The sequence below is a fragment of the Candidatus Poriferisodalis sp. genome, from assembly GCF_965215815.1.
GTDB lineage: Bacteria > Actinomycetota > Acidimicrobiia > Acidimicrobiales > Poriferisodalaceae > Poriferisodalis.
This window is the reverse complement of sequence record NZ_CBDCEO010000012.1, coordinates 620,002-641,274: the sequence shown is the minus strand read 5'-3', so window position 1 is coordinate 641,274 and position 21,273 is coordinate 620,002. Positions and strand designations below refer to the sequence as shown.

At 66.4% G+C, this 21,273-nt stretch carries 20 protein-coding genes; 7 read left to right on the top strand and 13 right to left on the bottom strand.

The window, feature by feature from the left end; translation table 11 throughout:
* Window positions 1-2 precede the first annotated feature (2 nt).
* From ftsW to ACOOHB_RS04810, 10 genes are all read right to left on the bottom strand, one after another.
* Window positions 3-1,118, bottom strand: coding sequence for a putative lipid II flippase FtsW (gene ftsW, locus ACOOHB_RS04855; RefSeq protein ID WP_420443683.1), 1,116 nt, complete (start codon window positions 1,116-1,118; stop codon window positions 3-5).
* On the bottom strand, window positions 1,115-2,551 hold the full coding sequence (gene murD, locus ACOOHB_RS04850) for a UDP-N-acetylmuramoyl-L-alanine--D-glutamate ligase (RefSeq protein ID WP_420443682.1): 1,437 nt from the start codon (window positions 2,549-2,551) through the stop codon (window positions 1,115-1,117). Before murD ends, ftsW begins: the two co-directional genes overlap by 4 nt.
* Window positions 2,548-3,600, bottom strand: a complete 1,053-nt coding sequence (mraY, locus tag ACOOHB_RS04845; RefSeq protein WP_420443681.1) for a phospho-N-acetylmuramoyl-pentapeptide-transferase — start codon at window positions 3,598-3,600, stop codon at window positions 2,548-2,550. Before mraY ends, murD begins: the two co-directional genes overlap by 4 nt.
* On the bottom strand, window positions 3,597-5,081 hold the full coding sequence (locus ACOOHB_RS04840) for a UDP-N-acetylmuramoyl-L-alanyl-D-glutamate--2,6-diaminopimelate ligase (RefSeq protein ID WP_420443680.1): 1,485 nt from the start codon (window positions 5,079-5,081) through the stop codon (window positions 3,597-3,599). Before ACOOHB_RS04840 ends, mraY begins: the two co-directional genes overlap by 4 nt.
* A 9-nt stretch (window positions 5,082-5,090) precedes the next feature.
* Window positions 5,091-7,016 (bottom strand): peptidoglycan D,D-transpeptidase FtsI family protein, encoded by a 1,926-nt coding sequence (locus tag ACOOHB_RS04835; protein ID WP_420443679.1) that lies wholly within the window; start codon window positions 7,014-7,016, stop codon window positions 5,091-5,093.
* Window positions 7,000-7,458 (bottom strand): hypothetical protein, encoded by a 459-nt coding sequence (locus ACOOHB_RS04830; protein WP_420443678.1) that lies wholly within the window; start codon window positions 7,456-7,458, stop codon window positions 7,000-7,002. Before ACOOHB_RS04830 ends, ACOOHB_RS04835 begins: the two co-directional genes overlap by 17 nt.
* Before the next feature lie 33 nt (window positions 7,459-7,491).
* A complete protein-coding gene (rsmH, locus tag ACOOHB_RS04825; protein ID WP_420443677.1) occupies window positions 7,492-8,448 on the bottom strand; it encodes a 16S rRNA (cytosine(1402)-N(4))-methyltransferase RsmH in 957 nt (318 codons plus the stop codon).
* Window positions 8,445-8,891 carry a division/cell wall cluster transcriptional repressor MraZ gene (locus ACOOHB_RS04820; protein ID WP_420443676.1) on the bottom strand — a complete coding sequence of 149 codons (447 nt, stop codon included), beginning with the start codon at window positions 8,889-8,891 and terminating at the stop codon, window positions 8,445-8,447. The genes rsmH and ACOOHB_RS04820 overlap by 4 nt, the downstream gene beginning before the upstream one ends.
* A gap of 211 nt (window positions 8,892-9,102) precedes the next feature.
* Window positions 9,103-9,756 carry a lipoyl protein ligase domain-containing protein gene (locus ACOOHB_RS04815; protein WP_420443675.1) on the bottom strand — a complete coding sequence of 218 codons (654 nt, stop codon included), beginning with the start codon at window positions 9,754-9,756 and terminating at the stop codon, window positions 9,103-9,105.
* Window positions 9,757-9,867: 111 nt separating this feature from the next.
* On the bottom strand, window positions 9,868-10,503 hold the full coding sequence (locus ACOOHB_RS04810; protein ID WP_420443674.1) for an HNH endonuclease: 636 nt from the start codon (window positions 10,501-10,503) through the stop codon (window positions 9,868-9,870).
* Between the two features lie 391 nt (window positions 10,504-10,894).
* Here ACOOHB_RS04810 and ACOOHB_RS04805 point away from each other — a divergent pair, with 391 nt between their 5' ends.
* The 3 genes from ACOOHB_RS04805 (at window position 10,895) to ACOOHB_RS04795 (ending at window position 15,457) form a co-directional block, all read left to right on the top strand.
* The gene (locus tag ACOOHB_RS04805; protein ID WP_420443673.1) at window positions 10,895-11,875 is read left to right on the top strand and encodes an AAA family ATPase; all 981 of its coding nucleotides are present in this window, start codon (window positions 10,895-10,897) and stop codon (window positions 11,873-11,875) included.
* Window positions 11,876-12,005: 130 nt separating this feature from the next.
* Window positions 12,006-13,184, top strand: coding sequence for a DUF58 domain-containing protein (locus tag ACOOHB_RS04800; protein ID WP_420443672.1), 1,179 nt, complete (start codon window positions 12,006-12,008; stop codon window positions 13,182-13,184).
* Window positions 13,181-15,457, top strand: coding sequence for a transglutaminase TgpA family protein (locus tag ACOOHB_RS04795; RefSeq protein ID WP_420443671.1), 2,277 nt, complete (start codon window positions 13,181-13,183; stop codon window positions 15,455-15,457). The genes ACOOHB_RS04800 and ACOOHB_RS04795 overlap by 4 nt, the downstream gene beginning before the upstream one ends.
* Window positions 15,458-15,500: 43 nt before the next feature.
* On the opposite strand, the gene ACOOHB_RS04790 is transcribed toward ACOOHB_RS04795, so the two are convergent.
* The 3 genes from ACOOHB_RS04790 to ACOOHB_RS04780 all read right to left on the bottom strand — a co-directional run bounded on the left by ACOOHB_RS04790 (window position 15,501) and on the right by ACOOHB_RS04780 (window position 17,953).
* Complete coding sequence (locus ACOOHB_RS04790) at window positions 15,501-15,878, bottom strand: DUF3040 domain-containing protein (protein ID WP_420443670.1); 378 nt, start codon at window positions 15,876-15,878, stop codon at window positions 15,501-15,503.
* Between the two features lie 117 nt (window positions 15,879-15,995).
* The gene (gene dinB, locus ACOOHB_RS04785) at window positions 15,996-17,375 is read right to left on the bottom strand and encodes a DNA polymerase IV (RefSeq protein ID WP_420443669.1); all 1,380 of its coding nucleotides are present in this window, start codon (window positions 17,373-17,375) and stop codon (window positions 15,996-15,998) included.
* 71 nt (window positions 17,376-17,446) lie between these two features.
* Window positions 17,447-17,953 (bottom strand): NUDIX hydrolase, encoded by a 507-nt coding sequence (locus ACOOHB_RS04780; RefSeq protein WP_420443668.1) that lies wholly within the window; start codon window positions 17,951-17,953, stop codon window positions 17,447-17,449.
* 127 nt (window positions 17,954-18,080) lie between these two features.
* Here ACOOHB_RS04780 and ACOOHB_RS04775 point away from each other — a divergent pair, with 127 nt between their 5' ends.
* Genes ACOOHB_RS04775 through ACOOHB_RS04760 form a run of 4 tightly spaced genes read left to right on the top strand, consistent with a single transcriptional unit; the run spans window position 18,081 to window position 21,264 of the window.
* Complete coding sequence (locus ACOOHB_RS04775; RefSeq protein WP_420443667.1) at window positions 18,081-18,485, top strand: hypothetical protein; 405 nt, start codon at window positions 18,081-18,083, stop codon at window positions 18,483-18,485.
* Complete coding sequence (locus ACOOHB_RS04770) at window positions 18,482-19,162, top strand: response regulator (RefSeq protein ID WP_420443666.1); 681 nt, start codon at window positions 18,482-18,484, stop codon at window positions 19,160-19,162. Before ACOOHB_RS04775 ends, ACOOHB_RS04770 begins: the two co-directional genes overlap by 4 nt.
* On the top strand, window positions 19,163-20,623 hold the full coding sequence (locus ACOOHB_RS04765; RefSeq protein ID WP_420443665.1) for a sensor histidine kinase: 1,461 nt from the start codon (window positions 19,163-19,165) through the stop codon (window positions 20,621-20,623). It begins immediately after the preceding gene.
* Window positions 20,620-21,264, top strand: coding sequence for a GerMN domain-containing protein (locus ACOOHB_RS04760; RefSeq protein ID WP_420443664.1), 645 nt, complete (start codon window positions 20,620-20,622; stop codon window positions 21,262-21,264). The genes ACOOHB_RS04765 and ACOOHB_RS04760 overlap by 4 nt, the downstream gene beginning before the upstream one ends.
* Window positions 21,265-21,273: the final 9 nt, after the last annotated feature.

Sequence of the window (21,273 nt, the reverse complement as noted above, 5' to 3'; positions counted from 1 at the left end):
GCTCAGTCGGACCGCCGGGTCACGTTCAGCAGCAACCCTGCGGCCGCTGAGGTGACCACCAAAGAGGTGCCGCCAAAAGAGAGGAATGGCAGGGTCACACCGGTCACCGGCAGCAATCCAACCACACCGCCGACGTTCACCAGCGTCTGAAGCACAAACCAGATCGAGATGCCGGCGGCCAGCAGCGAGCCGAAGAGATCAGGCGCCTTCTGACTCGTCCGGAAACCGCCGATGCCGACGACTCCCAACAGCGTCAGGAGCCCCAGTGCGCCAAGAAGTCCCATCTCTTCGCCAACGATGACGAAGATGAAATCGGTGGGGGCATTGGGCACCCATCCCCACTTCGCCTGGCCTTGCCCGAGTCCGGTGCCGCGCAGTCCGCCCTGTGCCAGGCCGACCAGGCTCTGGAACGTCTGGTAGCCGCTTGAGGCACGCTCGGAGATCGGATCGAGGAAGCCCGCGAGGCGCGCTCGGCGATACGGCGCCGCATACGCCAGCAGGGGCGCTGCAACTCCGACTATCAGGGCAATCTTGGCGAGGTCCCGGCCCGGCAGGCCTGCGACGAACAGCATCCCGACGCCGATGCCGGCCATGATCAGCGTGGTCCCCAGGTCCGGCTGCAGCAGCACGAGGGAACAGCCAGCGGTCAGCAGGAGCATCGCCGGGCGCAGGATCCGATCGGGACGATGGATCTGATCCTTGCGAGCGTCCAGGAATGCGGCCATCGCAACGATGAGGGCCAGCTTCGCGATCTCCGACGGCTGAATACTGAATTGTCCGATTTCGATCCAGCGACGAGCACCGCCCGAGCGTTTGCCCACTGCCAGCACGACGATCAGCAGACCCACGCTGAGGGCCACAAGAGGCATTGCCAGGCACCGCCAGCGCCGGTAGTCGATGCCGAGCGTCGCCAGCAGCACGCCCACGGCGATGGCCACCGACCACAGATGTCGTGTGAAGTACTGCAAGGGGCGGTCGGGTGAGTCGATTCCGGTCGCTGAGGTAGCGGACAGCACCAAGACCACCCCGGTGAGGAGCAGCAGGAAAACTGCGGACAGGAGTGCGGCGTACCGCACCGAAGGTCCCGATTGCGCGCGAGGAAGATCCAGGCGGCTCATCGCAGGTCTCCGGAGCAGGTCTGGGGGCCAAGGCGCGAAGCGAGATCTGACACGGCTGCAATGAAGTGCTCGCCCCGTTCGCGGTAGCTCGAGTACCAGTCGAACGAAGCACATCCGGGTGACAGCACGACATCTCCGGTCGGTTGGGCCATCCGGTAGGCGATTTCCACGGCCTCGGACATCGACCCCGCCCCGGAGAGCTCGATCTGACCGTACGCGGGTCGGCTGAAACAGGCGATCACATCGGAGGCAGCCTCGCCGATCGCTATGACACCGCGCACATGGGCAGCCACCGCAGCGAGATCATCGAGATCGAGGCCCTTGTTCCGCCCTCCCGCGATGAGGACCGCATCGGAGAATCCCCGGAGCGCGGCCACGGTGGCATGAGGCGCTGTCGCTTTGCTGTCGTCGTGGAAGCTCACATCCCCGATTCGCCCTGCGAGCGCGAGTCGGTGGGGCAGACCGTCGAACGAGCGCAATTCAGCCGCCACGGCCTCCGCAGAGGCCCCCATCTCCAGTGCGATCGCCGCTGCTGCCGCGGCGTTCGACAGGTCGTGGGGCCGACGCCGCGGCAGTTCCGCAGTTGCCACGAGCGCTGTGTGACGCGCCATCAGGACACCGTGCTCGTAGCGCACATCGCAGGCCGCATCGAGCGACTGAGGCGTCGCAAATGTCACACGGCGTGAACGGATCCCCGACGTCCATGGCTCGACGTCGGGATCGTCGAACGGCACCACCGCGACGTCGTGGGGGCCTTGGGCGGCCCAGATTCGCGCCTTGGAAGCGGCATAGTCCCGAAGATCGACATGCCAGTCGAGATGGTCGGGTGCCAGATTCAGCCATGCGGCCACAGCAGGGGCAAAGCGTTGGGCTCGGTGAAGCCTGAACGACGAGGCCTCCACGACGAAGGTTGTGACGTCTCGGTCGATCGCATCCACCAAGGCAACATCGGTGTTCCCGGCGCCGAGCGCACTGATGCCGCTCCGGTTCAGCATTCGCTCGGTGAGCACCGTGACCGTCGTCTTGCCATTCGTACCCGTGATTGCGGCAAGCGGGCGGTTGTCCCACTGTGCCGCCAGATCCAGTTCGCTCACCACCGGCACCCGACCCGCATCGGCAAGCGTGTAACAGGGGTGCCGTGGCGGCACTCCTGGAGAGGGGACTACAGCGGCAGCGTTCGACACCAGAGCGCTGAGCAGACCGCGATCGGTGGAGTCGTGGATCTCCACGGAAGCGAGCCCTGCGGAGGCAACCCTCGCGGCGGCCGCGTCGGGACGGTCGTCAGCCACGATGATCTCGTGACCTCGGGCCCGCAGCGCCGTTGCCACCGCGCATCCCGTCACGCCCATGCCGACGACCAGCACTGGTCCGTCGTGCGGACTCAGGGCGTCGGGCATCGGGCGGCGGGCGCCGGGGAGATGCTGGGCGGTCACAGCGAGCCTGACGGCAGCTCGACCAGGTCAAGACTCAAGAAGTCGGCGTAGTAGAGGCCGAGCGCGACGGCCACGAGCAGGCTGTTCACGACCCAGAGGCGGATGAGCACGGTGGTCTCTGGCCACCCGCCCAACTCGAGGTGATGGTGTATGGGGGCCATCCGGAGCAGGCGGCGGCCGAAGAACCGGAACGAGCCGACCTGGACGATGACCGACGCTGTCTCGATGACGTACAGGCCGCCGATGACCGGCAGCAGCAGATCTACGTGCAGAAGCATCGCGAGCCCGCCCATGGCGGTGCCGATGGCCAGCGAGCCTGTGTCGCCCATGAAAATCCTCGCTGGCGGTGCGTTCCACCACAGGAAACCCACGCAGGCACCAGCCATGGCGGCAGCGACGATGGCGAGGTCCAGCGGGTGCTTGACGTCATAGGAGATCGGGTGACGGAATGCCCAGTAGCCGACGACCACGAATGCGGCGAAGGCCACTGAAGCGGCGCCTGCGGCAAGGCCGTCCAGGCCGTCGGTCAGGTTCACGGCGTTGGAAGTGCCCAGAATGATGAGCACAGCCCACAGGATCCACACAGCGGCGGGGGTTCGCAGTGCGTTTCCGCTCAGCCGAGTGAAGCCAATCGCCAGGTCGAGGTTCACCCACCACACTGACGCAGCCGCGAATCCGACGCCCACTGCGGTCAAGCCGATCAGCTTGGCCCGCTTGTTCAACCCCAGGTTGCGCTCACGGCTCACCTTGATCCAGTCGTCGGCCAAGCCGACGAGGCCCGCAGCGCTGACTGCCGCCAGCAGCACGATGCCCGAGCGCGTCATGACCGTTCCGGCGCGCAGGTGACTGACCACGTAGCCCACCACAGCCGCAGCCACGACTGCGACGCCTCCCATTGTCGGCGTGCCGGCCTTCGTGATGTGCCCTCGGGGACCGTCGAGGCGAATCGGCTGGCCGACGCCGCGTGCCTGCAGCCACGGCACGAGATAGCGAGTGCCGATGAGCGATACGACCATCGCGGAGCTGGATGCGATGAGCAGGGCGATCATCGCTTCGCACTCCTGCGAATCTGCAGTGCGTCGGCCGCGACGACTGCGTCGTCGAACGGCATGGAGCGTCCTGCGGTCACCTGGGTGGTCTCGTGACCCTTCCCCGCCACCACGATGACGTCCCCGGCCCTCGCACCCTCGATGGCAAGCGAGATGGCCCGGGACCGATCGAGCTCGACGTGCAGCCCGTCGCTGGTGTCATGTCGCCCGCTGGCACCAGCGGCGATCTCCGCTGCGATGTCGGCGGGATCCTCGTTGCGGGGGTTGTCGGAAGTCAGGACCAGCACGTCCGCGTGGCGATCTGCTGCGGCGCCCATGGGTGCCCTCTTGGATGGATCACGATCGCCACCCGCACCGAAGACCGTCCAGAGACGGCCATCGGGACCACCCAATTCGCGAGCACTCGCCAGTGCCGCGGCGAGGGCCTCGGGCTTGTGGGCATAGTCGACCAAGACGGTGATGTCGTCGCCGGGACCGTTCACGGGCCACAAACGCCCTGGCACTGGCTCCACAGCGGCGATCGCGGGTGTGATGGCGCTGTTGTCGAATCCGAGCGCGCTCGCTGTTGCGGCTGCAGCCGCCACGTTCGCAGCATTGAATCGTCCGAGCAGTCCGCACCGGACCGGCCGGCCGCGCCATCGACCGCCCAGCCCATTGGCGCTCACGGTGACGTCCTCGACGTCGGAGGGCTGCCATTCGACCACTGTGCCGGTTGTACCAGCGGCTATGGCTGCCAACCGGCGACCCCAGGCGTCGGCCACGTTCACCACTGCGATCTTGCTGCGGCCGTCAAAGAGTCGCGCCTTGGCGTCGAAGTAGTCCTCCATCGTGATGTGGAAGTCGAGATGCTCATGACTCAGGTTGGTGAAGACACCGGCCGCGAAGCTGGCACCGTCGACCCTCCCGAGTGCGAGCGCGTGCGATGACACTTCGAGCACGACCATCTCAGTTCCCGCATCTGCGGCTTCGCTGAGGCGTCGGCACACCTCTGGCGCCTCCGGCGTGGTGTGCGGCCCAACCAGGGTGCCCATCACCTCGCATGAGGTGCCGCAAGCGCGTGCGATGGCGCCGATCGCGTGCGCCACCGTGGTCTTGCCAGAGGTCCCGGTAACGCCGACGACCGCGCAGCGACGCCACGGCTGGCCCCATACCGCAGCTGAAGCAGGACCCAGCGCACCTCGCACACTGGGCACGACAATCTGGGGCACACCAACGTCGAGGACGTGCTCGACCATCAGCGCAGCGGCGCCTGCCGTGATCGCCTCAGACGCAAACGCGTGACCGTCGTGGTGCCGACCCACAACGCAGCAGAACAGCATTTCGGGCGCGACTGAGCGGCTGTCGTGGGTGATGCCGTGCACGAGCGCGGTTCCACCGTGCGTGTCGTCGGCGTGGCGACCCGACGGCGCAACATGGGTTCCGCCGATCTCGGAGGCCAGGCGCTGCACCGGCATTGGAATCGCAGAGCGCGGTGAGCTCATGGGCCGTTCTCACGCATCGGGCGAGACCCCCAGCATGCGCAACGCGTACTCGGCAACTTCAGCGAACACCGGTGCCGCCACAATGCCGGCCCGGTACTCGTCGGGTTCATCGAGGACGACGACCACGGTGAGCTCTGGACGATCAGCTGGGAGGAAACCTGCAAACGAGCTCGTGTACGTGTCGGGGCTGTACCCGCCGTCGGGACTGGGCTTCTGCGCCGTGCCGGTCTTGCCGGCAACTCGGTAACCGTCTATGGCGGCCCGCTTGCCCGTTCCCGCAGCGACCACGTCGGCCAGGATCGATTTCAATTGCCCAGCCGTTTGCGGCGAAAGGACCCGGCGCGTCACAGCAGGGTCAGCCGGGCGCAGCGCTCCGCTGCTGTCCACGCTTCCTAGGACCAGCCTGGGCGTGACATAGACGCCGTCATTGGCAATGGTGTTGTAGGCAGCGGCAAGCTGCACCGCTGTCACCGCGATGCCCTGACCGAACGCAATCGTGGCCAAGTCCGTGCCTCGCCATTGGTTCGCGGCACGCAAGATGCCGCGGCTCTCGCCGGGCAGCGCTGGGGCGTCCTGCGGCCCGGTCAGGCGACCGAAGCCGAACGCCCGCAAGGAGCGCTGCAGCTCGGCTGCGCCGAGTCGTTCGGCCAGTCTGATCGTGCCGATGTTTGACGAGTGGACGAGGATCTCCGTCGTGGTCATCTGGCGGTCAACGCTGGAGTACGGCTCGGTGAATTCCTTGTCGGCGAACGCGTAGGCGGCCGGTGTCGAATGGCTCTCAGTGGGTGTGGTCAGTCCCGCTTCCAGCACGGCGGCGACCGTGAAGCTCTTCGCGACCGAGCCTGGCTCGAATGCGTCGGTGTACGCCGGGTTGTACGCGACCGGCCCGATCTGTCCAGTATCGGGGTCGCGGGCCACCCCAGCCAGTGCAAGGACATCGCCTGTGTCGGTCTGCATCACTACCACCATGCCGCCGCGCGCTCGGGTCGCGTCGACTGCGGTGCTCAGTGAGCGCTCGGCAACCCATTGCATCTGGGTATGCAAGGTGAGGACCACGTCGTCGCCGTGGCTGGCCGGCTCAAAAAGCTCGATCCCCGTCGGGAGTGGCATCCCGCTCTGAGCGATCCGAGCGACCTCAAGACCATCTGTTCCGTCGAGCACTTCGGTGAACTGCTTCTCGGCACCTCCCAGCGGGTTCTGGTCGATATCGACAGCTCCGAGCAGACCGCGAGCGAAGTCGTCCCCGTTGGGCCGCAACCGTGAGGATTCACCCCGCACGCCGACACCTTCGAGCTGCAGCTCCTGTACGGCCAGCCCTTCCGATGGACTGACCTGGCGCGCCACGTAGACGAAATGCCGATCGCTCGCGAGCCGTTCGGCGATGACACCGATGTCGATGTCCAACACTGACGCCAAGGCTGTCGCAGTCTGATGCGGGTTGGTGACGAGGCGAGGGTCAGCCCAGATTGTGGGCAGGTTGTCGGACACTGCGAGAAGGTTCAGGTTTCGATCCAGGATCGCTCCACGTACCGATTCGAGTTCCCACTGTGCGGTCCCCTGGCGCTCCCCTAGCGCGGCATAGGTCTCACGGTCGAGCATCTGGACTTGGACCAGGCGGGCCGCAAGGGTGGACAGGGCAATGGCTGTCGCGATGATGAGCAGGAGCGCTCGGCGACGCGGCGGGCCGGACCGAACGTTGCGTCGGTGTGACTTGGGCGGCGCAGAGTCAGCATCAGCCGAGCGCCCTGATTCGAGGGTCGATCTCGGGGCGCCGACCGATGGGTGCCAGTGCAGTTCGGCTGGTGCCCCAGATCGCCGAGTGGTTGTGGAATCGGCGTGCGCAACAGGCGAACGCAGCCCTGGCGGGGCACCCATCGACGGGTGCCAGGACGCCGGGGCTACGCGGCGTTCGTCTCGGTCAAGAACGTCGGTCATGCGCTGTAGACGCATCGGTCAGCAGCGTCTTGATCGAGAGCCAATCTCCGCCCTGGTGGACGGTGCGTGACGAGGGCGACACCGCAGTGATGTGACGCGGCTCGATCCGCACGTCGATCGGGTCCGCCGCGTTGACGAGGCCGAGCGCGCCAATCCCCATCAACTCGATTTCCGCCGGTCCATGAAGTGTCTGAAGCTCGTAGCGAAGATCGATCAAGCGTTCTCGCTCGACCGCGATCTCCGATTCCAGCTCGGAGAGGCGGTATTGACCTGCGGCCAGCATCGAGTGGAACACTCCAAGTCCCGCAAGCACGGCGATCGTGGCAGCCGCCAGGAGCGCGGTGACGCCCACGAGCCGCAGGCCCACGGCGCGGCGCCCGCCGATGCGCACCAGCTCTGGTGGCGCATCGGCGACGCTGAGGTGAGCGGTGGCGAGAGCCATCGAACGTTGCTCGGTTCAGGGGCCGCTTGCAGATCAGCGGCTGGTGGTCTCGAGCCGTTCAGCGGCCCGCATCAAGGCGCTGGAGGAGCGGGAGTTGTTCTCGACCTCGTTTGCGCTGGGCCGCACAACCTTGCGACGCAAGAGCCGAACCGTGGGTGCGGCGCCGCAGATGCACGGCAACGTCGACGGGCACTCGCAGATGCCGTCTGCTGCTTCTCGAAGAATGATCTTCACAATGCTGTCTTCTCCTGAATGATAGGCGAGGGTTGCAAGGCGCCCACATGGCGCCAGGCGCGCGAGCGCAGCTCGCATTGCGGGTTCGATGAGGTCGAGTTCGTCGTTCACTTCGATGCGGATCGCTGCGAACGTGCGCATCGCCGGATGGCGCCGGCCACGTCGAGCCGCTGCGGGCACAGCTGCCCGAACGGTGTCGGCCAGTTGCCGAGTGGTGTGCAACGGTCGTGCTGCGACGATCGCCGCAGCGATGCGGTTCCCATGACGCTCTCCGGCGTTGTGCCGCAACAGACTGCGCAACTCTTCGACGTCATAGGTGTTGACGACGGTTCCCGCATCGAGTCCCGACCGGGGGTCCATGCGCATGTCCAGCGGGGCGTCGTAACGGTGCGAGAAACCACGCTCAGCGGCATCCAGTTGGTGGCTGCTGACGCCGAAGTCGAACAATGCGCCGACGAGAGGACCTTCCTTGCTGGCATCGACCAGCTCGCCGAGGCGATCGAAGGGCTCGCAGCAGTAGGTGACGCGATCACCGAAGGGCTCGAGCCGTTGCCGTGCGGCCGAGATCGCCGCGGGATCGCGATCGATGCCGAGCAGTCGCCGTTCGGGGTGCTGCGCCAGAAGTATCTCCGCGTGGCCGCCGCCGCCCAGGGTCGCGTCGACGAACAACCCGCCGCCAAGCGGCGCGAACACCTCGGCGATCTCGGAGACCATGACCGGTTGGTGAAACGACCTGGTGCCCTCCGCAGCGCTCACGACTGCTCCGATGCTGTGCCGCCGCTCTCGGGCGCAGCCAGGAGCGATTCGCCTTGGGCGTTCATCTCCTGCCAGTGACCGGCATCCCAAATCTCGACCTCGTCGATGGCGCCGATCACCACGCATTCGCGCTGCAGGCCTGCAAAACGTCGGAGTTCCTCGGGAATGGCGATCCGACCCTGCTTGTCAGGCAGGACCCGCGCCGCCCCCGCGCCGAATGATCGCTTGGCGGCACGTCCATAGGGCCCGCCTGAATGTGAACGCTCGGACATCTGTGCTGCGATCTCGCCGAATCGGTCTGGTGTCATCAGTGCGAGACAGCCTTCGCTGTGCTTGATGAGGAAGCCCGATGGCTCGAACGCGCCGCGGAAACCCGCCGGGAGCACGATGCGGCCCTTGGCATCGAGCGAGTGCTCATGCTGGCCGACGAAAAGACTGTCCACCGCAGGGCCTCCGCAGCGTCCGATTGGGAACCTGGATTGTATGGGCATTTGTGCCCCTGCAAACCACTTCGCACCACTTTATGGGTAAAGCACCCACAATGTCCACCCCGTGTGTGTCAGATCACCCAAGCCGGCTGCTAGCACCGTCCCGGAAACCAGGTCCCGGCACAGATCCCGGCATCGGGGTTGTCGGGCAGGCCCGGTGAAGTGCTCAGGCGTCGTGCGCGGTAATGAAGCTCACGACCAGCTCGGCCATCCCCGACGGCGTGACGTCGACGCCGAGGTCTGCCCAGCCAACGGCCCGGCCGCGGACCCGTGCGGCACCGTCTGCGTCCAGCAGATGCGCCAACGGCCCAAGATCGAACCGTTGGTAGGCGGCGCACTGGAAACGGCTGCCCTCGCGGGTACGGCGCTGGGAGATGCCGACCAGTTTCCGGCCGTCCACTGCCACTTCGCCTGGGCCAAGCGAGGCGAAGCACACCAGGCCGCCCGACGGGCCAGCCTCGTAGGGGCCACGATGCACGCTGGCCGCCACGCCGACCGAGGAGAACGCCGCAGCCAATCGGCGGCCCAGCCAATCGAAGGCCTCGCCGACGTCTGCACGCCAGAGCGGATCATCGGCCGGTACGAACACATCCACCCATGTGCACTCATCGGGATCCAGCCACACGAGTCCCCCACCGCTGCGACGCCGCACGACATCGGTGCGCGTGCCGCTGAAGGGGTCAACAGTCGCAGATCCCAGGATCAGTGCTGGCTTCGTCGGGCGCAGCCATGAGACGCGCCGTCGGCGGTCCTGCGGCATTGGGCGGGCGTGCAGCAGTTCGGCGCTCGCCTGCCATTTCTCGCGTATCCACTCGCTCACCGGTCCACGATGGCAGACCGCCGCCGACGTTGGTCACCAGTGACCGGGCGCGGGGCTGATCAGACGGACTGGTCAGACGATCCCCTCAGACGATCCCCTCAGACGATCCCCTCAGACGAGCTGAGGACGCAATACGGGCAGGTAGTCGGTCCACTCCGTTGGAGCGTCGACTCGCATGGCGGCCACGACGGCGAGCGGCTCGGGAGCGTACGGCGTCCGGTGCAGCCGGTATCGGCCTTCCGACAGGAGCGAGTCTCCCTTGCCCACGTTGCAGGACCGGCAGCAAGCCACCACGTTTTCCCACGTGTGTTCCCCGCCACGGCTTCGCGGGTGGATATGGTCGATGCACTCCGCCCGGCTCCCGCAGTACTGGCACCGGTATGCATCGCGTGCAAAGACTGCTCGCCGGTGAAGCGGAGCTCGGCGGCGGTACGGAGCCCGGGCGTGGTACCTCAGCCGGACGATCGAGGGCACCGACATCGACATACGCGGTGAGCGAATGCTCCCGGGCCGGGTGTGGATGACGTCTGCCTTGCCCGCCAGCACCAGCAGAAGAGCTCGTCGCACGGTCGTGATGGACAACGGCTGGTAGGTGACGTTGAGCACCAGCGTCCGTTCGGACAGTACCGAGCGGGTCCGCGAGACCTTGCCGTGGGGACGAACCGGGTGGCCGTTGACGCCAGCGCGGCCGTTCACCGGATCGGCGACAGATCGCGGCGCATGCGCGACGGCTCCTGGGGAGGTCATGTCACCGTGATGCCGCTGCGGCGGCCGGCCAGCGTCGGCACCATTCCAGCCATTGGATCAGATCTTCGGGTTCAGCGGACGCACTTGTGTCGTCACCGAGGGCAGTCAACAGTCGGAATCGCACGTAGTCGCGGTGAGGAACCGGCAGGAACGGCGGCCGGGTCCACCAGCGCATTGGCACCAGCCGCCTCATGGCGCCGGCAGTCGCAACCCACAGACGCGGGCGCGCCGCCACCCCAGACAGGACCCCAAGCAAGCGGAGGCGGCGCAGTGTCCGATGTCGGCGCACCGGGCCACTCTAGAAGCGAACGTGCCTCCCGACGGTGACGGCCGACAGACGCTGAGTAGCCTCACAGCGTTCGGGAGGCTGGGATACCGGAGAGTTGACGCTGTGCGCAATCACACACCCCCACAAACGCACCCGGCCGATGCTGAGACGTTCCGCCGCACATTCGAACGCATCACTGCGAACGTGGAGCGTGTCATTCGCGGCAAATCCGACGCCGTCGGCCTCTCACTGCTGTGCTTGCTGTGCGATGGGCACCTGCTGATCGAGGACGTGCCAGGCGTCGGCAAGACGAGCCTCGCGAAATCGTTGGCGTCTTCGATTGATGCACCGTTCGGCCGTATCCAGTTCACCCCTGACGTGCTGCCGTCCGACGTCATCGGCGTGAATGTGTGGGACGAGCGCGAGCGCACATTCGACTTCCGGCCCGGTGCACTCTTCGCAAGCATCGTGCTGATCGACGAGATCAACCGGGCTTCGCCCAAGACGCAAGCGGCGCTGCTCGAGGCGATGCAGGAACGGCAGGTCACCACTGACCGCACCACGCGCCCGCTCGGCCAGCCGTTCATGGTCATTGCTACGCAGAACCCAATCGAGCACGAGGGCACCTACCCGTTGCCTGAGTCGCAACTCGACCGTTTTCTCATGCGCATCAGCATCGGCTACCCCGATGCCGACTCGGCAGTCGAGGTGCTCGACCTCCACGACGGCACAACGGAGATCACGCTCGAAGCGGTCGCGACGGCCGGCGAAGTGCTGGCAATGGCACGCACTGTCACCGAGGTACACGTCGCACCGGTATTGCGCCGTTACATCGTGTCGGTGGCCGATGCATCACGGCGGCGCGGCACGATCACGTTAGGTATCAGTCCGCGAGCCACGCTCGATCTGCAGCGCGTGGCACAGGCGCGTGCGCTCGCCGCCGGTCGGAACTACGTGGTGCCCGACGATGTGAAGGCTGTGGCCGAACCGGTACTCGGCCACAGAATCCGACTGAGTCCCGACGCGCAACTGCAGGGACTGACCCCGCAATCAGCGCTGCGCGACGTCTTCGAGGCCGTCGCGGTCCCCACCGCTACCGGTTGAGAGGCGAAGCCGTGGCCCGAGCGGCCCGTGAGCGCAGCGAACAAGAGCGGGAGATAACAAGTGTTGCGCGAGAAGGCTCACCAATCCGCCTAGGCACTAGGACCCTCGCTGCGATGCCCCGAGGGTCCGCATGCTGACTCGGCGGGGCTGGACCGTCGGGATCGGTTCATTCGTCGCCGCTGGCGCCGGACGCCTTTTCGGCATCGGGGAACTCTTCGTGCTTGCAGTTGCGGGGATCGCGTTGGTGTCGGGGGCCACCATCTGGACCCGAACGCGAAGGATCCGCCTCAGGATCCAGCGTTCGGTCCAGCCTGTACGCGTTCACGCCGGCGGGCAAGCGCGGGTGGAGCTCGCTGTCACCAACCTCGGCGGACCGGCCCCGGTACTTCAGCTCACCGACCCCGTCACCGGCACGCTCGGCGCGCGCTTGGGAGTGGGCCCGCTGATTGGGGCTGAGCGCGTGAATGCCGCGTACTTGCTGCCCACCGAGCGCCGGGGTCGGCTGACTATCGGTCCCGCTGACGTCGCTGTCGTCGATCCGCTGGGCCTGTCGCGCACGCACATCGGTTCCGGGCCGCTGACGACGCTCGTCGTCTATCCCGCCACGCAGACACTCGTGCCGCCTCGACTGGCCCGTGGTCCCGAACCGCTGGGAATTGCGGCTGACGTTCACACGTTGCAGCGCATTGGCGAGGATTTCTACGCCCTGCGCGACTACGCGGCTGGCGACGACGTCCGCCGGATCCACTGGCCGTCGACGGCGCGCCTGGGTCGTCCCATGGTGCGAGAAGACGAGGTTCCCCGCCGGAGCCGGGTGACGGTGGTTCTCGACACTCGCAGCACAGCATTCGATACAGAGCGCTTCGAGCTCGCGGTGTCCGCTGCCGCCAGCGTCGTCCTCGCCAGCGTCTCACGACATGATCCGCTGCGGCTGTTGACGGTGGCCGGAGCAGACACCGGTTTCGTTACCTCTGGGGAAGGCCTGGCGCAACTGTTCGATCACCTCGCCGAGGTGTCCACGTCAGGCACGGGCTCGCTGCGTGGCGTGGTGGCAGCGGCGACAGCCTCCGTGGTGGGTGCAGTGGTCGTGGTACTCGGGGGCACAGCTCTTGACGCACCTCGGGACATCGAAACGATTACGGCGGCGGGTTCGCGCAGCTCGTCGCTGACGGTCATCCGAGTGTGCGGAACCGGCGATGCGCTCCCATCGGCCGGTTCGAGATGTGTCGACATCACTACTGCGGCCGAGCTGGCGCCCAAGTGGGCTGCGGCCCAGACGGCCCAAGAGTCGGGGGTGATGCGCGCATGACGCGGCGAAGCCTGTGGCAGGTCGAGATCTCGCTGTGGCTGCTCACGCTGCTGGCCGTGCTGATGGCTCGTCGCCTGTTCGACTCGTGGGACTACGCGCCCTTGTGGCTCATCTTGGCCATGGGAGGTCATGCAACAGCGACGGTGACGAGACGGCAGCGCTGGCCGCTGACAGTTGCCGCTACGGCATCCGTCGTGCTGCTGATCGTCGTCGAGGGGCTGGCGCTGTACTCCGACACGTTGTGGCTGCGGCTGCTTCCCAGCACCGAGACACTGCGGCAAGCGTCGACCGATGTGGCTGCCGCATGGGAGGCGTTCGGCATCGTGGAAGCGCCGACGCCTGCCACTGCAGGCTTTCTGCTGGTCGGCGGCGCGGCAATCTGGCTCACGGCCTTCATCGCAGACGCAGCGGCGTTGCGTGCGAAAGCGATCGGCGAAGCGCTGCTTCCAGCCTTGGTCGTGCTGGCCTTCATCGGGGCATTGGGCACCGATGCATGGCGTGTCCGAAGTGCTGCGGCGATGGTCGTGTGCGCGGTGGCGTTCGTGGCCGCGCACGGCATCCACCACACCGGGAACCGGATGCCGGTCGGCGCGTCGGAGCGGCGTCGGGCAACCGTGCCCATGCGTACCGCACTGCGGTTGGGAATTGCTGCCGCCGTGGGCGCGGCGCTGCTCGTACCGTTGCTGCCCGGCAGCGACGCCCGGGCGATCGTCTCGTGGAAGGACCTCGACGGAACCGCGCCCGCATCGAGGGTGACGATCAGCCCGCTCGTCAATGCTCAAGGCCGTCTAGTGGGCACTTCGGGTGCCGAGTTGTTCCGTGTCAGAGCGGACGCCCCCGCGTACTGGCGAGTCTCGGGTCTCGGGGAGTTCGACGGAACCTTCTGGGGATCCGAGCGGCTGTATGGCGATGCGTCTGAACACTTGGACGGGCGCTCGTCCTCAGAGCTGCTCACCCAACACTTCACGATCGGGGCGCTCGACAGCATCTGGCTGCCCGCTGCATACGAGCCGGTCACCTTTGACGGTCCCGATGCGCTCTACGACCCCGAGTCCGGCACCTTGGTCACCGAGCACAGCAGCGTGCTCGAGCCGGGGTTGACCTACACCGTCAGCTCGAACGTCGACATTCCATCAGTTGCAGGGCTCGTGGCTGCAACCGGCGACGTTCCGCCCGACATTGCAGAGAAGTATCTGGCCCTGCCGGAGGGATTCAACCAACGTGTGGCAGACCTCGCTGCTGAGGTCACGGCGGATGCCACGGGCCCCTACGCAAAGGCCCTGGTTCTGCAGAATTTCTTCCTCAAGAACTTCGTATACGCGTTGAGGGTGCCAAGCGGGCATGACACCGATCGCATGGAGCAATTCCTGTTCTCCGAGCGGCGCGGCTATTGCGAGCAGTTCTCAGGCACCTATGCAGCGATGGCCCGGGCGATCGGGTTGCCTTCGCGTGTTGCCGTGGGCTTCACCCCAGGGGAATTGGTCGAAGGCGAATACGTGGTCAGGGGCGAGCATTACCACGCGTGGCCTGAGATCTGGATGAGCGGCCGCTGGGTGTACTTCGAGCCGACGCCAGGGCGGGGTGCCCCTGGGGCCGTCGTCTACACAGGAGTGCTTGCCCAGCAAGTCGTGCCCGGAGATCCGACCGCAGCGGGCGACGAAGGCTCAGGCTTCATCGGCGCGCTGGGTCTCGAAGATCTCGAGGGACTGTCGGGCGACCTCGAAGGCTTCGTGGACGTGCTCGACTTCGAAGGCTCGACAGCGCCCACCGGGAGTTGGTCGGAGTGGCTCGTCGTCCCCTTCTATGCGGTGCTGGCGGTCGGCATGCTGTGGCTTATCACGGTGCCGTCGGCTGTACGAATCCGCCGAGCGTTGCACCATCGCCGCGCACGTCACGATGCGCGCTCTGCGGTCGGCGCTGCCTGGGACGACGTTGCAGAGACACTCTTCAACCTCGGCATCGACCAGCGAGCCACCGAGACGCATACCGAATTCGCCGGTCGTGTCGACCGCCGGCTGCGGATCGATTCAGGGGAGCTGCACTCACTGGCCACTGCTACCCAGGAGGCCGCCTACGCGCCGCAGCCTCCGTCACCGCAGACTGTCGTGGGGGCGAGGCTGAACGCTCAGCACCTTGAAATGCGCATCCGGGCTGCGCGCAGCAGGTGGGATCGCATCGGCACCGCATGTCGTCCTGCTGCCCTGGTGGCAGGACCTCGCTCGCGCCGCCGCAACGGGGCAGACCGCAATGGCGCGGAGGCGGTCAGCCGCTGACGGCACGCGCTGGCTCAGCGCGGCAGCGTCGGTCGAAGGTGGTCTAGCTCGAGTCGTCGCGGAAGCGGCGCCGCATGCGATCGCCGAACGAGTCGGCGCTGTTCGGTCGAGAGCGCTTCGCGATGGAATCCGAGACTTTCTCGAGACCCAGCTTGCCCATCTTGCGAACATTGCGCTCGATCACGACGGCGCTCGCGAAGACCACCAGAAACGCAACAAACGACAACGCGAAATGGATTTGCAGACCCAAGCCGATGCCGACCAAGCCCAAGACTCCGCCGAGCACTGCCCATCGGATGTTGCGCAGGGCATGTCGAGTCAGCGTCGTCTCCGAGACCTCCCGCGCGAATTGCGGGTCAGTATCGTAGAAGTCCTTCTCGATCTCGAGGAGGATGCGTTGTTCGTCGTCCGAAAGCGGCACGCACAGGCTCCAAACTCTGTATTGCCGATGTTGCTGCCAGTGTAGGACCGCGCTCGGTACGAGTTCTACGCACCCCTGATGCATTGCGCCTCCAGCGCGCTTCGGGGCGCGGTGTGGTCAGCGGCCCCAGCGGCGTTCGCCTGGCGCACTGTCACGCAGGGCCGCCGAGCCATGAGCGATCACAGCTCGGCCGAAGCGGCCGCGAATGGTGTCGAGAGCTTCGGCCAGCTTGCGGTCGAGTTCGGAATCACCAGTCGGGCCATGGTGCGTGTCGCCGCCGGGCTCACTCCCACCCTCAGGCGGCAGACCCAAATCGAAGGCAAGCTGGAGCGGCCCTGGCGACTCAGCCAAGTTCTCCCCCCGAAGCCCCGCCCCGGCCGCCGAATCAGCAGATGCCGTCTCGGACAGATTCGACACTGCGACCCCCAGCAGACGAATCCCCCTGCTGGTGTCCAACGTGCCGACCAGCCGGTGCGCCACGTGGGCGAGCGCCCGGCCAGTCTGGAACGGCTCTGGGAGCGTGTGCGCCCGCGTTCTCATCGCAAAATTGGGGTGCCTGATCTTGACCGTCACCGTCCGCCCGGACAGCCCGTTGGCCCGGAGTCGAGATGCGACGGCATCGGCGAGGCGAACCGTTTCGCCCCGTATGAGATCGGGATCGTCGAGGTCGGTCTCGAATGTTTCCTCGTGACTGACTGAACGCGGGATCCCGCCTGGGTGCACAGGCCGGTCGTCGATTCCCTGTGACAGCGCGGCGAGGTGCGCGCCGTGCGCAGCGCCCACGGCCGCGACGAGCTGTTCCACCGGCTTGTCCGCCAAGTCGCCGACCGTGAACACGTCGATCTCGTTGAGCCGACGGAGCGACACTGGGCCCACGCCCCAGAGCGCCTCCACACGGTGAGCCCACAGGAAATCCAGCTGGTCGGAAACACCGACCACACGAACGCCGAGTCCCGGCTTCGGTCCGGTCGATCGCACGGTCGGTTTCGCCGCAACCGAGGCAAGCTTCGCCAAGGTCTTGTTCGACGCGACGCCGACAGAGCAGTCGAGTCCCACGGCTTCGCGCACCGCATCGCGGAGAAGCCACGCAATCTCCGGAGATGTGCCGAACAGCCGGTGAGCTCCGGAGACATCCAGAAAGGCCTCGTCCAGCGCGATTGGTTCCACGTGGGGTGTGACCGATTCGAAGACCTCTGCGATGGCCGACGAGGCCTCGATGTAGCCGGAGAAGTCAGAAGTGACTATGACGGCGGTGGGGCACAGACGGCGCGCCTGGGCGGTCGGCATAGCGGCGTGCACGCCCGACGCGCGCGCTTCATAGCTGGCCGAGGCCACGACGCCGCGCCTGCCGGATCCTCCGACGATCACCGGGCGTCGGTTCAGCGACGGGTCACGCTTGCGTTCGACCTCCACGTAGAACGCGTCCATATCGACATGCAGGATCGGAAGCTCGTCAGAATCCGAATCGCCGGTGAGATCATGGCGTGGTCGGCTCATGGACTGCGCAATCGGATTGATCTGGGCGAGTCCGCCTTCGGAGACCGATATCCAAGTCGCATCGGCCGCTCTCAGGGCGTCTTGGGCGTTACCACCAGACCGCTCCGGTGGTCGCCAGTCACGGTGTACCGGAACTCATGGCCTCGTGGAGCACCTCCGCCCAGGTAGGCCAGCAGCGGCTCAGCCATCCACGCGTACTGACCGGTGAGCAGGTCTTCGATTTCACCGACTTGTACCCATCGGGCATCGAACACGATGCCGTCGGGATCTGCGAGATCCAGTTCGCCGCTCCACTGCTGAGCCTCGTGAACCTCCACCTTCAGCAACCAACCAGGTCCATCTTGACCATCAGCTTCGACGGTGTACAGCGGGCCATCCCAGGCCGAGACCTGCAAGCCAGTTTCTTCTACGACCTCACGCGTCAGCGCTCCGAGCACCGTCTCACCTGGATCCACCACCCCGCCCGGCGTGCTCCAGTCAGTGCTGCCATTGCGCCGCCGGTTGTTGACCATGAGCACCGCGCCATCGCGCGCGAGGATCCCCCCGGCAACTGCCCATCGGTGCACATCGGTCGGCACTCAGGAAGTCTGCCACGGAGGTGTTGACTCCTGGGTGGTCTGGGAGCCATCTGGCGGTCCGTCGTCTTGGGGCAGGCAGTCTCGGGGGTTGACAGCCCGTCACCTGTGCGGCCGTACCATGGCGCGCGTGAGCACGCAGGGCGACGACGAGCGGCACAGTCGTGCGAGTACGCCAGTCACCGCTCTGGGTGCCGACGATGCTCTGCTCACCGCGGCGCCGACCGCTCTGCCGTCGGTACTGGCCCGCGCTGTCGCCTTCGGTGCGACCGTCATTGCCGCAGTGTGCGGAGGCTTTGCGGGCTATGCGACGGGCATCATTGAATGCAGTGGAGCCTGTGGTGACTTGGCGCTCGGCGCTGCCGCCATCGGTGCTCTGGCTGCTGGGGCAGGCGTCGCTGCTCTCGCGGCCTTGGTGCTGCGCTCGATGAGCGAGTGGGCTGACCAAGCCTCGGTGAGGATCCGCCGGCACGATTCGCGAACGCGGCGGGGTCCGAGCGACTCGCAGTCCGACGACAAGGCGGTACGGCATTGACGACCAACGTTCTCGCAGTCGAAGACGACGAGCGGATCCGAACGGCGCTGCGCCTTGCGCTGGAGGACGAGGGCTGGCGAGTCAGCGAGGCGGAGTCCTGCGAGGAGGCCTTGGAGCGCTTTACGCCCGACGGCACTGATGTCGTGCTTGTCGACATCATGCTGCCCGGTCTCGACGGGTTCGAGCTGTGCCGGGCCATCCGGCGGATCAGTCATGTGCCGATCATCATGGTCACCGCCCGTGATGACACCCATGACGTCGTGGCTGGGCTCGAGGCGGGCGCGGACGACTATCTCACGAAGCCTTTCGCTCCCAAAGAGCTGTCCGCGCGCATCAGAGCCCTGTTGCGGCGGAGCCGGACCGTCGACGGCAGCGGACTGCCCCGAACTGTCGGGGACCTTGAGATCTATCCAGACGAGGGCGTCGTCCGCAAGGGCGGTGAAGAGTTGCACCTGACCAAGACCGAGTTCCACCTGCTCTGCGAGCTGTCGGAAAATCCCGGCAAGGTGATGAGCCGCGAGCAGCTGCTCGAGCGAGTCTGGGGGTACGACTACTTCGGGGACGGCCGTCTCGTCGATGTGCACGTGCGCAGGCTGCGCCTCAAGATCGAGGATGACCCGGCCAACCCCCGTTACGTAGCGACAGCACGCGGCATGGGCTACAAGCTGCGAGCCTGAATGAGGCCTCGCTGGCCGCGCCCGCTGCGCCGTCTGCCGCTTCGCGCCCGAGTTGTCGGTGCTTTCACGCTCGGTGCGATGCTGGCGGCGTTTCTGCTCGTCGTGATGACGTACAGCCTGTCCCGGGGTTCGATGCTGGGTCTGCGTCAGGATTCCTCTGAGGCGCAGTTCTTCGCGAACGCGACGCAGGTGCAGAGTTCGCTGCGTGCGGAGAGTCCCGACTTCGCCGTGTCGCTCGAGTCGCTGCCAAGCCTCAGCGGCAGCCGTTCCATCGTCCGCACCGGACCGGACACCTGGCGATCCCCGTCGCTCGTTCCCAGCGATCTTCCCGATGAGCTGGTGGCTGCGGTGGAGCGATCCGACCAGGCCCACGCGATGCGGTACCGGCTCGACGGCGTCCCACAGCTCGCGCTCGGTCTGCGGTTGCGTCCCTCAACGGTTTCCCAGCTCAGCGAGACGCTGTATTTCGAAGTTGTCCCGCTCTCGGAGATCGAGGCCACCCTCGCAAGCCTGCGCCTGATCCTGGGTGTCGGAGCAGCGCTGGTAGTTCTGATCGGCGTGGCAGTTGGGGCATGGGCTGGCGGGCGGCTGCTGCGACCGCTGGCGACCGTCTCCGATGCTGCGAATTCGATCGCTCACGGCCGTTTCGACACACGCGTCGAACGCAGCGACGATCCCGACCTCGCCGTGATCGTGGAGTCGTTCAACGACATGGCCGATGCCATGGAGCGCCGCATTGCTCGTGATGCCCGATTCGCATCCGATGTGAGCCACGAACTGAGATCACCCTTGCAGACGCTGCGAAGTTCGATCGACTATCTGAGCGGACATCGCGACGAGTTGTCGGCGCAGGGGGCCACGGCGCTGGATCTGCTCGCTTCAGAAGTTGACAGGTTCCAGCAGCTGGTGCAGGACCTCTTGGAGATCTCCCGGCCCGATGCCGAAGGGTCGGTCTTCGAGCGAGGGCTCGTCAACGTCACCGAATTGGTGCAGCTTCGTGTCGGCGAGCACCGCTCCGGCGAGCACCGCTCCGGCGAGCACCGCTCCGGCGAGCTGGGCCCGGAGGTGGAGCTCGCCATCAGCCCTGCCGCGACAGATGCAGTCGTGATCGGCGACAAGCGAGGTCTCGCACAGGTCTTCGACAACTTGCTGCGCAATGCCGAGAAGCACGGTGGCGGTGTCACCCGGGTGGAAATCTCCCGGCCGGGCTTTTTCGTGCGGGTTGCCGTGGAGGACGACGGTCCGGGTGTCGCACCTTCGGAGCGCGAGTTGGTCTTTGAACGCTTCACTCGCGGCGCCGCGGCGCGCAAGCGAGGCGCCGGTTCCGGCGCGGGTCTCGGGCTGGCGCTGGTGTACGAGCACACCCGGCGCCATGGGGGCTCGGTGCACGTCGAATCCCGCATCGACGGCCAGCGTGGTGCACGTTTCGTCGTCGAGCTGCCGATTGCGGGGCACCGGTGAGGTTTCTGACCGGCGCGCTGGGGTGCCTGGGTGTGTCACTGGTATGGGCCATCGCGCTGGCGGGTTGCGGCCTGCCGACCGACGAGACCCCGAGGGGGGTCGAAGTGCCAGCGGGTGTCTTCCCCGTACGTGACCTCCAGCCGGTCGTGGGTGCGGCAGCCGACACACCCACGACATCGCTGCATGCCGTGTATTTCCTGCGAGACGGTCTTCTGGTGGAGCTGCAGCGGCCGCTCGCCGCACCGGTCTTCCTCGATGCGCCGCTCAACAATCTGCTGGCCGGCCCGTCGCCGACTGAAGCCGAGAACGGCCTTGAATCCGCAATCCCGGCAGGCACCGAAGTGGTGGACGTGCAGCTGCTGCGCAACAACGTCCTGTCGATCCACCTCAACGAGGTGTTCTTCGAGGTGGAGGGCGCACAGCGAGTCCGTGCCGTGGCACAGCTTGTGCTCACCGCTTCTGCGCTGGCACGTGACAGTCAGGGCGTGCTGTTCTACCTCGACGGCGTGCCACAGTCACTGCCCGACGGAGCGGGGACCATCGCCCAGGAACGACCTGGTCAGTTGCCGGGTGTGCTGCAGGTCGAGGACTTCAGCGAATTGATGCCGCTCACTCCGTTACGCGCAATATCGCGGGCGTGACTCGGCCGT

Coding starts and splice junctions, on each gene's coding strand:
- ftsW (WP_420443683.1), bottom strand. CDS start 1,118: ATGAGCCGCCTGGATCTTCCTCGCGCGCAATCGGGACCTTCGGTGCGG.
- mraY (WP_420443681.1), bottom strand. CDS start 3,600: ATGATCGCCCTGCTCATCGCATCCAGCTCCGCGATGGTCGTATCGCTC.
- ACOOHB_RS04840 (WP_420443680.1), bottom strand. CDS start 5,081: ATGAGCTCACCGCGCTCTGCGATTCCAATGCCGGTGCAGCGCCTGGCC.
- ACOOHB_RS04835 (WP_420443679.1), bottom strand. CDS start 7,016: ATGACCGACGTTCTTGACCGAGACGAACGCCGCGTAGCCCCGGCGTCC.
- ACOOHB_RS04830 (WP_420443678.1), bottom strand. CDS start 7,458: ATGGCTCTCGCCACCGCTCACCTCAGCGTCGCCGATGCGCCACCAGAG.
- ACOOHB_RS04810 (WP_420443674.1), bottom strand. CDS start 10,503: ATGACCTCCCCAGGAGCCGTCGCGCATGCGCCGCGATCTGTCGCCGAT.
- ACOOHB_RS04800 (WP_420443672.1), top strand. CDS start 12,006: ATGCTGACTCGGCGGGGCTGGACCGTCGGGATCGGTTCATTCGTCGCC.
- ACOOHB_RS04795 (WP_420443671.1), top strand. CDS start 13,181: ATGACGCGGCGAAGCCTGTGGCAGGTCGAGATCTCGCTGTGGCTGCTC.
- dinB (WP_420443669.1), bottom strand. CDS start 17,375: ATGAGCCGACCACGCCATGATCTCACCGGCGATTCGGATTCTGACGAG.
- ACOOHB_RS04765 (WP_420443665.1), top strand. CDS start 19,163: ATGAGGCCTCGCTGGCCGCGCCCGCTGCGCCGTCTGCCGCTTCGCGCC.